The organism is Alkaliphilus transvaalensis ATCC 700919, from assembly GCF_000621485.1.
In the GTDB taxonomy this organism is placed as follows: Bacteria; Bacillota; Clostridia; order Peptostreptococcales; family Natronincolaceae; genus Alkaliphilus; species Alkaliphilus transvaalensis.
Map to the genome: position 1 here is coordinate 1 of NZ_JHYF01000029.1, position 9,808 is coordinate 9,808.

7 protein-coding genes and 2 rRNA genes are annotated in these 9,808 nt (G+C 32.7%); all 9 read right to left on the bottom strand.

The window, feature by feature from the left end:
- A 16S ribosomal RNA gene (locus T335_RS0115155) occupies positions 1-167 on the bottom strand; the annotation flags it as partial.
- Positions 168-892: 725 nt separating this feature from the next.
- Entirely contained in the window at positions 893-2,338 is a 1,446-nt protein-coding gene (gcvPB, locus tag T335_RS0115160; RefSeq protein WP_026478291.1) for an aminomethyl-transferring glycine dehydrogenase subunit GcvPB, read from the bottom strand.
- The gene (gene gcvPA, locus T335_RS0115165) at positions 2,338-3,681 is read right to left on the bottom strand and encodes an aminomethyl-transferring glycine dehydrogenase subunit GcvPA (RefSeq protein ID WP_026478292.1); all 1,344 of its coding nucleotides are present in this window, start codon (positions 3,679-3,681) and stop codon (positions 2,338-2,340) included. The genes gcvPB and gcvPA overlap by 1 nt, the downstream gene beginning before the upstream one ends.
- Positions 3,682-4,047: 366 nt before the next feature.
- Positions 4,048-4,911, bottom strand: coding sequence for a DUF4438 domain-containing protein (locus T335_RS0115170; RefSeq protein ID WP_026478293.1), 864 nt, complete (start codon positions 4,909-4,911; stop codon positions 4,048-4,050).
- A 298-nt stretch (positions 4,912-5,209) separates the two neighbouring features.
- Entirely contained in the window at positions 5,210-7,489 is a 2,280-nt protein-coding gene (locus tag T335_RS0115175; RefSeq protein WP_026478294.1) for a thiamine pyrophosphate-dependent enzyme, read from the bottom strand.
- A 16-nt stretch (positions 7,490-7,505) separates the two neighbouring features.
- Positions 7,506-8,498: a 2-oxoacid:acceptor oxidoreductase family protein gene (locus T335_RS20960; protein WP_034328707.1), complete on the bottom strand. Its 993-nt coding sequence runs from the start codon at positions 8,496-8,498 to the stop codon at positions 7,506-7,508.
- Positions 8,499-8,543: 45 nt separating this feature from the next.
- A complete protein-coding gene (locus tag T335_RS0115185; RefSeq protein WP_034328709.1) occupies positions 8,544-8,753 on the bottom strand; it encodes a hypothetical protein in 210 nt (69 codons plus the stop codon).
- A gap of 521 nt (positions 8,754-9,274) precedes the next feature.
- Positions 9,275-9,451 carry a hypothetical protein gene (locus T335_RS22350; RefSeq protein WP_156943701.1) on the bottom strand — a complete coding sequence of 59 codons (177 nt, stop codon included), beginning with the start codon at positions 9,449-9,451 and terminating at the stop codon, positions 9,275-9,277.
- A gap of 233 nt (positions 9,452-9,684) precedes the next feature.
- A 5S ribosomal RNA gene (gene rrf / locus T335_RS0115195) occupies positions 9,685-9,801 on the bottom strand.
- Between the last annotated feature and the right edge of the window lie 7 nt (positions 9,802-9,808).

Here is a 9,808-nt window from a genome sequence, read left to right on the forward strand (position 1 = left end):
GTTGTTGTCCCTCTGTACAGGGCAGGTTGCCCACGCGTTACTCACCCGTCCGCCGCTAAGTTTATTAAATTCCATCCGAAGACTTCCTTTAATAAACTCCGCTCGACTTGCATGTGTTAGGCACGCCGCCAGCGTTCATCCTGAGCCAGGATCAAACTCTTAATAAAAAATTTCTGGGTTCCATTTTTCTAAATGGATAAATTATATGCTGGCTTAAATCTATACTGTTCAGTTTTCAAAGACCTACTTGTTTCAAGGGCTTACGCCCCATCGCCATCAACTGGCGACTTAACTACTATATCACATATAACTTAATGTGTCAAATGTTTTTTTAAACTTTTTAAATTAAATTTCTCAATGACTCTTGATATTCTTAATGATGATTTTCTTAATGATGATTCTAACAAACTAGTTCTTCTTCCAGGAAGCTCTTTGTAGTAACTCCTCAGAAGCAAATATTTATCTTATCATCTTAAGAGCTAATTCTAATCATCTTAAAAACTAATTCTATATTTTTTAGCCTTACTCCACAGAGCCTTCTATGATAACTCCTAAGAGCAGAAGTATATATTATCATCTTACCTATGTTATGTCAACAGTTCTTTTCTTATTAACTTAGCAGATAAGCGACTTTTACTACTATATCACTTTAACTATACAAAGTCAACAATAATTAATAGTAAAATTATGTTAACTTGTTTTTAGCCGTTATTTTATTCACTACATATTATATTGGTAAGATTACGTTATTTATTATTCGTTTATTTTTATCGATTATACATTCTTTATACTATTATAGTATTTTTTATATATTCAACAGAACTCCTAAGGTAATTATTATATTTAGGAGTTCTATTGTTTTTTTATCCTATGAAAGTTAATTTAGCTTTTATTATTTAACATCTTGCCATTTAATGATTGGATTTCTAGCTGCTGTTACTTCATCTAATCTCTTTAGTGGCGCATGATGGGGAGCATCTTTTAATAATTCTGGACTTTCTATGACTTCTTTAGCAACTTTAGTCATAATCTCTATATATTCATCAAGAGTTTGCTTGCTTTCAGTTTCGGTTGGCTCAATCATCATAGCTTCCTCTATTACTAATGGAAAGTACACTGAAGATGGATGCATGCCATAATCTATAATCCTTTTAGCTATATCCATTGTACTTATGCCATACTTTTTCTTTATGCTCTTACCCGATAAAACAAATTCATGCTTACACAATAGATCATAAGGTAAATCATAAAACTTTTTCAACTTTTCTTTTAGATAATTAGCATTTAATACGGCAATTTCAGAAACTTCCTTTAGTCCATCGTGGCCCATTGTTAATATATAGGTGTAGGCCCTAACCAACATTGCAAAATTTCCATAAAAGCTTTTAACTTTACCTACCGTATTTTCTAGGGCATATTGAAATTTGTATTTATTATCTTGTTTTTCGATTACCGGCACTGGTAAGTAACTCTCTAAGAAATCTTTTACTCCAACTGGGCCAGACCCAGGGCCTCCACCACCATGAGGAGTTGTAAATGTTTTGTGGAGATTTAAATGAACTATGTCAAATCCCATGTCTCCTGGTCTTGTATACCCCATAATAGCATTCATATTAGCACCATCATAATAGAGTAGACCACCAGCTCCATGGATAATTTCAGCTATTTCTTTAATATTTTTTTCAAATAAGCCTAAAGTACTTGGATTTGTTAGCATTAGGCCTGCTGTATCTTCACCTACAACAGATCTTAATTCTTCTAAATCTACTCCACCTTCATTATTAGCTTTAATTTCTATGACTTTGTATCCGGTCATATTGGCTGTTGCAGGATTTGTACCGTGGGCTGAATCTGGAACAATGATTTTATTCCGTTTGGTATCTCCATTATTTTTATGATACTTATTCATGATCATTAATCCTGTTTTTTCACCATGGGCTCCTGCCGCTGGTTGTAGGGTAAAGGCATCCATTCCAGTTATTTCTTTTAACGATTCCTGTAGTTCATACATTAATTGAAGGGCACCTTGAACACTTTCCTCTCTTTGATAAGGATGAATATTTGAAAAGCCAGACAAGCTTGCCATATCTTCATTGATTTTTGGATTGTACTTCATAGTACAAGAGCCAAGGGGATAAAAACCTTTATCTATATGATAGTTTTTAGTAGATAGATTAATATAGTGTTTTACAACTTCCCGCTCACTAACCTCTGGTAATTCTATTTCCTTATTTCTTAGTAGTTGGTCTGGTACATCATAACTAGGTACATCACTTTCTGGTACCATAAAACCTTTTTTTCCTTCCTCTGAAAGCTCATATATTAACTTGTTGTACATTATTGCACCTCCCTTATGATAGAACAAAGCTTATCAATTTCTTCTTTTGTTCTTTTTTCAGTCACAGCAAATGTACAAATGTTTCCTAACTCTGGATAAATACTTGTTGAATTAAAGCCACCAATTATTTTATTCTTCCAAAGTTCATCATTTATCTTATTGATATCCACTTTACTTACTAAGGTAAACTCTTTAAAAAACGATTTCTTAAATGGATCTTCAAACACGCCTGTTTCTAATAATTTTTCATAGGCATAATGGGCGTTGTTGTAATTAACCTTTGCCATTTCCTTCATACCATCTTTACCTAAAAGGGCCATATATATTGTAGCAGCCGTAGCATTGAGGGCTTGGTTGGTACATATATTAGAGATAGACTTTTCACGTCTAATATGTTGTTCTCTAGTTTGAAGTGTAAGAACAAATCCCGTCTTGCCATCTAAGTCTTTTGTCATTCCAGCTATTCTACCCGGCACCTTCCTTATTAGCTTTTTATTAGTTGTAACAAAACCTAAGTAGGGTCCACCAAATGAAACTGGAATTCCCAAGCTTTGGGCTTCACCTATGGCTATATCAACTCCTATTTCTGCTGGTGTTTTAAGTAATCCTAATGAAATTGGATCAGTACTCATTACTGCTAGGGTTTTGTTTTGGTGGGCCAAGTTAACTATTTCTTCTGAGTTTTCGATGAAGCCTAAAAAATTTGGACTTTGGAATATGACTGCACTGACATCATTGTTCAATTTACTTTTTAAATCATCTAAGGAAGTTACTCCTCCCTCTAAATCAATTTCAGTGTATTTTACTTTAGCAGATTCAAGAGAACCTTTTAAAACCTTCCTATACTCTGGATGTACACTTTTAGAAATAAGAATTTCTTTCCTTCGATTTTCTGCTAATGCTACATGGGCAGCTTCATAGACAGCTGTCGAGCCATCATATACCGATGCATTACAAACATCCATTCCTGTTAGACCACACATCATAGATTGAAATTCGAATATTGTTTGTAATGTCCCTTGAGATATTTCTGGTTGATAAGGGGTATATGCAGTAGCAAATTCAGAACGAGATATAATGTGCTTAATGGGTGACGGAATGTAATGGTCATATGCTCCGCAGCCTAAAAAAGATGTATATCGATCTAAACTCTCATTTGTCTCTGAAAGTCCCTTAATATACCTTGAAACCTCTAATTCTGATTTGTGTTTTGGTAAGTTTAAGGGGCCTTTTAGTTTGATATTATCGTCGATATCATCAAATAGTTCTGAAATGTCTTTGTGTCCAATTTCTTCAAGCATTTGTTTCTTTGTTTTCTCTGTTGATGGAATATATGGATACATACCTTCTCTCCTTCCTTTTTATATTTGAGTAGGTAACACTGTTATTCAATAACGCAAAATAAATTATTTAGTACTAAAGGTATTAGTTTTTATTACACTGTAACAACTCACAAACTTTAATTCTATAATTTAGCATATATATTATTTTTACTGTTTTAGTATATGCTTATGTCTTTTTATTTATCTGCTTAATTAATAGGCTTTTATTATGAATTATTTTGCTATAAATTATTTACCCTTTGCTAATCTTCTATAAACATACAACACCTCTATAAAACTGTTAGGTTATTATCAAACAATAAAAAAACAGCACTCTCTACCTACCTATAAGTACATGAGTGCTGCTTCCTTTATATTTCTGTTAAACTAGACGTTCATATAATCTGCAATATTAGCCTTCTCTGTTTTTATCCCTTTTAATTTAGCTTTTTTACTGGACATAATTACAGTGATTCCAGGTCCATGTCCTGATTTAACGCAATCACTATGGACTACCACCCCAATTGACACAGAACCTTTTAAATATTCTCTACCAAATGTATTGTCACAATCCCTTAATAAAACAATGTCTCCAAATCTAAGCTTATCTATTCCAAACTCTTTATTTGCTTGAGGGTCTCCTGTCATAATATCATAATCACCTGAAAATGCAGTAGGTCCACCGATACCAGAACCCATTAAGTATGCTGGTATTTCTGTTACTACTGGTATTTCTAAAATTCCTTCTACATTTTGATGAATACCTAACTTCTCAAATAGTGCTGGGTCTATATTCATGCATTTAACATCTTCATGCCCTTCGATGGCCAATCCCTGACCATAGCTTTTAATTAAAATTGTATCATTTATAGACATTTTTTCTAAGTCACTTTTTTTAAAATAAATTAGCACATGGTCTATTCCTCCATGTTTGCCAGTAACAAATCCTTTAGCTCCCTTTGCATCGCCAGAAATAACCTTTGCTTCATTTCCAATACATGCTAAAAGGTTTAGGGCCGCATTTTCCAGTTCGTTATCACTTTTTATACTAACTCCTGGTTCTACATGGTCCCCTATCCACCCCATACATGAGTCTCCTACCTTAACATTGTAAGTTATTCCTCCTGTAGCAGGTAATATTTCGCCGATACCATTTCGGTTTACTCGATATGGGTTCTTCCCAACTATAGGACTATGTATTTTTCCTTGAACCGATTGCATGATTAAATAATCTTTATTTGTTTTTAACATACTTTCCCTCCTTGAAACATTTCGATATACTAAACTTCTATATTCTATTTAAAAATCCTGCTGGTATGACAATTTTTAATATTTTAAATCGTTTATAATTTATGTTTTATTTTAACCCGACTATATTTTATTTTTTATTTTAAGTCTTTTTTATTTAAGTCTTTCTTATTTTAGGTCTTTCTTTATTTTAATTCCTTATCTAGCTATCATTTTAGGCGAAATCATTTATTTCTAGGTTATCTTTGTTATAAATATTTATGCTAGAAAAAAACTCTGTTTATTACAGAGTTAAAAAATTCTATAATAATGGATGTGCATCCATTGCTTTTAACCTATTCCATCTTCGATCTACTTCTTTTTGTATATTTCTTAAAGCATCTTCATTTTCTTTCCTTAAGAGATGTTTTGTTACTCCCATCCTTTCAAAGTACTTCCAAACTGGCATTTTTTTTAAAGCTTTTTCTGGATCATAGGTTAATTTGGTAATACCATGATAAATTTCATACAATGGAAAGTAACAACTATCTACAGCGGTACCTATTATACTTCTTTGTTCTTCTGGAGGGTTCTTCCAATTAAGAGGGCATGCCGATAAAGCCTTCAAGTAGACTAACCCTTCTTTTTGTGCAGCATATTGTGCTTTTGCAACCTTTTTTACAAAGTCGACTGGATGGGATTCTGCAACTGTAGCAATATAGGGTATATGGGTTCCTGCCATAATAGCAACGGTATCTTTATGGTAGGTACTTCTTCCTCCATGCTTTTGAAAGGTACTTTTCCCTTCAAAGGAAGGCCCTACTATAGATGTCTTACTCTCAGCTAAATGGGGTGTTGTATAGGACATTTGATATCCAGTATTCATATAACCTCCATTATCATATTCAAATATAATCATATTATGGTTTCGAAGGGCTGTTCCGATGGCTGGACCCATACCTATATCCATGCCGCCATCTCCGCTCACCATTACAAAGGTTATTTCTAATTTTTTATCTATTTCCCCTCTTCTTTGTTTTTCGTAAAACATTTCTACTACACCACTTAATGTAGCAGAGCCATTTTGAAATAAGTTGTGTATGTATGTTGATCTAAAGGAGGTATATGGATATCCTGTTGTTACTACCATTCCACAACCTGTATGAAATAGAAATACAACATATCCTTTTAATCCTTTTGAAAGGAGGTTTAAATTAGGAAAGATACCACATCCAGGACATGCTTGATGACCAGGTGCAATTCGTTTTGGTACAGCTGTTAAGCTTCTAGTATTCACACCTTTTACGATAAGTTCATTTTTTTCTTCATCCTTTTCTACGACTAAATTATTTTCAAAAAAATTACTTGATACTTTTTCTACATATTTTTTAGCCTCATAATGTTTATTTCCTTCGTAGACTCCTATATAATCGAAATCTTTATCAACTTTTCCTTCACTAGCTACCTTTAAAGCCTCTTCTAACAATCCAATTGCATCTTCAACATAGAACTCCTTTCCCCCTAATCCATAAATTCTATTAAACACCAATGTTTTATTATTAATATCATCCTTTAAGGTTGCCCTAATCTCTAAACTCATATTTCCTGCCCTAGCTCCGTAACTTTCTTGGCGATCTGCAATACATAAGCCCTTAACATTTTTAAAGACTTCCTGAATTTCTTTTTTGGGCCAAGGCCTAATAACGTTAGCAGCAACTATTCCTACTTTTTTCCCCTGATCCCTTAGTATATCAACGGCTTCCATCGAAGTGTCAAAGGATGTATTTAAAACAAATAAACAAGCTTCTGCATCCTCCATCCTATAAGTTTCTATTAAATTATAATATCGCCCTGTTAATTCTCCATATTCCTGAAACAATTTGGGTAATACTTCATATGCTTTGTCCATTGCTCTGCTTAGTTGATATTTATTATTTATTAAGTCGGGTTCATTCATATAGGGTCCAATTGTTATTGGATTTTCTGGATCAATTGCAGAATATAAAGTCTTATACTCACCTATGAACTCCTTTACATCCTTTTTATCTTTAAAAATTTGATTCCTTCGTTTTTGGTGGCTAGTAAAAAAGCCATCACTTGCTATAATAAGAGGAAGCATAATATCTTTTTCTTCAGCTAATTTTGTTCCAATAAGGTTAAAATCATAAACCCGTTGTGGGTCTTTTGCCATAAGTATAATCCATCCTGTGTTCAAAGTGTACATAATATCACTGTGATCACCCTTGATATCTAATGGCCCAGAAACTGTTCTAGTTACTACATTAAGTACCATAGGAGTTCTTGTTCCCGACTGTACTGGTAATTGTTCTAAGGCATAGAGTAAGCCGTTAGCTGATGTTGCATTTATTACTCTTCCACCTGCTGCAGATGCGCCAAAACAGATTCCAGCTGCTCCATGTTCTCCATCAGCAGGTATTAATACTATCTCATGATGTCCTTCGGCTTTGTGGGCGCTTAATTCTTCAGGGATTCCTGTAGATGGTGTTATAGGAAAATATCCCATAAGATGAAGATTCATTTGAGTTGCTGCTAATGCTGCCATTTCGTTTCCATTTTTAAAAACGGTCTCCTGCTCTCTCATTTTAGACCTCCTTCGACTACAATTTTACTGTAATTTTTTCTACTTCATGTTCTGCTTCTAACTCTTCAGTTAGTGCTTCTACAGGACAAACATCTACACATCTTAAACAACCTTTACAGAATTGATAGTCAAGGCCTAAATTAAACATAAGTATCTTACTTGTTTTGTCATCTTCTTTGTCTATAAACTTAAAGCAATAGTCTGGACAAGTAGTCTCACACATTCCACAATGAATGCATCTATCTTCATGAAACAATGGTATTTTCCCTTGTCTACTTGTTTGGTTATTCTTTACTATGCTATTTCCAACTTCAACAATAATTCCTCCTATAGGGGCATTCTCATATCCCCACTGACTTCTTTGTTCTTGAAATGGGATAAAGGGAAACCTTCCGTCTTCTTCAAACTCATCAAGTTCAAGCAGATCATAACCAGCTTCAAATCCCCTTAAATTCGCTTCTAACTGGTTGTGATACTTCTTACCTAAAGTTTCCTTAATTGCTTCCCTCATAGCATCTTTATCTATGAACTCCATTACTCTAGTAATTGCACCTATCATGACTACATTCATTTTTACTTTTTCTTCGTATGCAATTTTTAAGGCATCAATAACAACTACTTTACCTCCAGATAATTTTAAATATTCTCTGGCTTGTAGTGGTTTTTTATCTGTATTGATAACAATAGTGGCCATGGAATTTACTCCTGCAGTTATAGGTAATCTCGCTACTAAGTTTTCATGAAAGATTCCTAGAATATGAGGTTCTATTATGGGACTATTTATTCTTACTTGTTGATTATGGTCGCAATATCGTATATAGGAACTAACTGGTGTCCCCTTTTTTTCCGAGCCATAACTTGCAAAATTTGACCCATTAAAACCCATACCAACAATTCCAGCTTCTGCTATAATTTTTCCCGCAACATTGGCCCCCAAACCTCCAATACTCTCCAGTCTTACTTCATAAAATCCAAATTGATTCTTAGTAGGTAGACTTCCTTTCTGCACAAAATATCCTCCTTACGTAGACTCTAATTTTCCAATTAATCTTAGTTAAGATAATTGGTCTATATAGTTTTTCAGCTTTTTACCTTCATCTTCATTACATTTTAATATTTTTATATTTTCGGTGGTAAAATTCTTTAAATACACAGTAAACTGTTGGTCTCTTTCATCTGTTTCATAGAACACACATCTAAAACCCTTTTCATAGGACTCTTGAAAATCTTTAATTACTGGTACTTGGTTATTTTCATTTAACATTTTAGTTTCCATCCTTTATCTTTATTTTTTATTTAATCTTATTATTTCTTTAAATTAGAATAATCAAAAATAACTATGTTTATTCATAGCTAGAAATTCAACAGTTCAAGATTTTGTATTTAACATATAATATTTTTGTTTTATATTATTTATATCATGCTAATATCATTTCATTAAGTTTTTTATTAGGGAATAATTAAGGCGAGAATTTATATTTAAAAGCCTAGCTTTATATAACGTGAAATTGATTCACTTACATGAATAAATTATTAGTAGGTAAAATTAACATTTTAAATATAGCGGTAATTCTTTCGTAATAGCTGAGGAAACTAATTAATAGCTAACTGGATTTAAATTCTTATTATAAAAACAAAATCCTATATAGTGTAGTATAAAAAGTAGATTGTTTTTGATAAAGATCAATGTAGATTGCTTTTAAAAAATCGATCATACATGAATTACCTCAAAAACTAAAATTCCCTTTGGTATAGTAAGCATAATAATTTACTATATCCAAAGGGTTATTTATATGATTCTTTATACATTGTAGCAATTACTTTCATAAATAAATTTAATGTTTTTATTCTTTCTTCTTCATCTCTAGCAGTTTTATTACTTTTAGCCTCATTGGTAGTTTTTTCTTTTGTTAGCTTATATTTCTTATAATCTTCTAAGTAAATAATCTTTTCTTTATCCATAATATCACTTCCTTATAAATTATGGTTATTTTATTTCTTTTTAAGGCTTTACTATGACTATGTATTATATTTATCAAGTGTTAGTCTTAGTTTATATTTATAAGTTTATATTTATAAGTTTCTACTTATTTTATAAAAATCCTGCAAAATAACTTTGACTAAATATTAATTTTTGTTTTATCTTATCAATAAAGCAAAAGACTCTCTATTAATCTAGAGAGTCCAATAAAAAAATACCGCGACGTCCTACTCTCCCAGGAGGCTGCCCTCCAAGTACCATCAGCGCTGAAGAGCTTAACTTCTGTGTTCGGGATGGGAACAGGTGTGACCTCTTCGCTATTGTCACGGCATTTTAAG

What these genes read in the sequence shown, in the direction of transcription:
- gcvPB (WP_026478291.1), bottom strand. Translation starts at nt 2,338, where the DNA reads ATGTACAACAAGTTAATATATGAGCTTTCAGAGGAAGGAAAAAAAGGT.
- gcvPA (WP_026478292.1), bottom strand. Translation starts at nt 3,681, where the DNA reads ATGTATCCATATATTCCATCAACAGAGAAAACAAAGAAACAAATGCTT.
- T335_RS0115170 (WP_026478293.1), bottom strand. Translation starts at nt 4,911, where the DNA reads ATGTTAAAAACAAATAAAGATTATTTAATCATGCAATCGGTTCAAGGA.
- T335_RS0115175 (WP_026478294.1), bottom strand. Translation starts at nt 7,489, where the DNA reads ATGAGAGAGCAGGAGACCGTTTTTAAAAATGGAAACGAAATGGCAGCA.
- T335_RS0115185 (WP_034328709.1), bottom strand. Translation starts at nt 8,753, where the DNA reads ATGTTAAATGAAAATAACCAAGTACCAGTAATTAAAGATTTTCAAGAG.
- T335_RS22350 (WP_156943701.1), bottom strand. Translation starts at nt 9,451, where the DNA reads ATGGATAAAGAAAAGATTATTTACTTAGAAGATTATAAGAAATATAAG.